At 45.4% G+C, this 1,259-nt stretch carries 2 protein-coding genes; both read left to right on the forward strand.

The features are described from left to right. Positions 1–110: 110 nt before the first annotated feature. Complete coding sequence (locus FDY93_RS19215; protein WP_138237375.1) at positions 111–446, forward strand: hypothetical protein; 336 nt, start codon at positions 111–113, stop codon at positions 444–446. Positions 447–587: 141 nt separating this feature from the next. Beyond that, a complete protein-coding gene (locus FDY93_RS19220) occupies positions 588–926 on the forward strand; it encodes a hypothetical protein (protein ID WP_138237376.1) in 339 nt (112 codons plus the stop codon). The last annotated feature ends 333 nt before the right edge of the window (positions 927–1,259 follow it).

Raw genomic sequence — 1,259 nt, forward strand, 5'->3', positions numbered from 1 at the left:
CAGCCAACGCTACGCGCCTTTTGTGTTACTCGCTGGCGCTCAAACATTAACACAAAATGCGCTCCGCGCTGGCTGCGCCTGCGCTGGGCGTTAAGCCCTAAGAGAAAGTCATGAGAAAATTCTTATTTATTGTATTTTTCTTACCTTCGCTAGCTCTTGCATGCTTACCTTGTAAAGAGCGAGATCTGCAGATTAAGAAATATCCGGTCTTTCTTTTCGAAGATACAAGTAAATTCAATGTCAAAGCAGTTGAGGGCTTGGCTAAGTTAGAAATTGGCGCCGACGGCAAAGTTAAGTCCGTTGAGCTAATCAGCAAGAATTCTGATACGGTGCCAGACTCAGTTCTTCTGAAGGTAATTTTAAAAACTGAGTTTGTACCCAAGTTAGAAAATTGTAACTTGGTAGATGTAAGTAACTACGAGTTTCAGTTCTCTATCGAGGTCTAGCGGCTTAACAAAGCAATGCAGCCGACGTCTTACTTTGTGCACTTTTTGCACGGTCGCTTTGCTCTCATTTTCGTGCAAAAAATGCACAAAGCAAGCCGCGTCTGATTGCGGCGTTATGCACCTAAACGTTAGGAAACAAGCATGCTAAACCGACTACTCAATAGATTTTTTAAAAAGACTCGCAAACAACCTGAAAATCAGCCTTTTAAGAGGCCTACCATCACTTTGGACTATGATAAATCCCTTGCAGAAGAGCTAAAATCTGACCCCTTATACTTGACCGTATATGAAGAGTGCCAGAAAGAATGTGAATTTTATATGATGCACGGCGGGACCCGTGGCGCAATTACGATGGATATACTGGATGTTGTAAAAAAATATAAAACTGAAAACCCAGAAATTAACGTACCTCTATGGTCAGGCATAATTTGTGCATCATTATTTCCAGGTATGTTTGCAGAAAGTGCCGGCGCTGCATAACAAGCAGCGGCAGAGCGACAGCCAACGCTACGCACCTTTTGTGTTACTCGCTGGCGCTCAAACATTAACACAAAAGGTGCTCCGCGCTGGCTGCGCCTGCGCTGGGCGTTAGTGTTTGGGTTCAAAGTGTCGCCGCCTGGAAAGTTTAAATTATTCGGAAGGCATTCGGCGGCTCCGTGCTCCGTAGAGCGGAGTTCGCAAGCAGAGATTTTACGAGACGTTTTTAATCGCCTTCAGTGGCCCCCTGTGTCAGGATAGATGTCGCGCTCACTTTCCAACCAATAGTGTATCAGGGGGCGGTCATAGAGTGAGCAATGCCGCGATACAACGAGG

The organism is Microbulbifer harenosus (assembly GCF_005771435.1).
GTDB classification, from domain to species: Bacteria; Pseudomonadota; Gammaproteobacteria; order Pseudomonadales; family Cellvibrionaceae; genus Microbulbifer; species Microbulbifer harenosus.

Coding starts and splice junctions, on each gene's coding strand:
- FDY93_RS19215 (WP_138237375.1), top strand. CDS start 111: ATGAGAAAATTCTTATTTATTGTATTTTTCTTACCTTCGCTAGCTCTT.
- FDY93_RS19220 (WP_138237376.1), top strand. CDS start 588: ATGCTAAACCGACTACTCAATAGATTTTTTAAAAAGACTCGCAAACAA.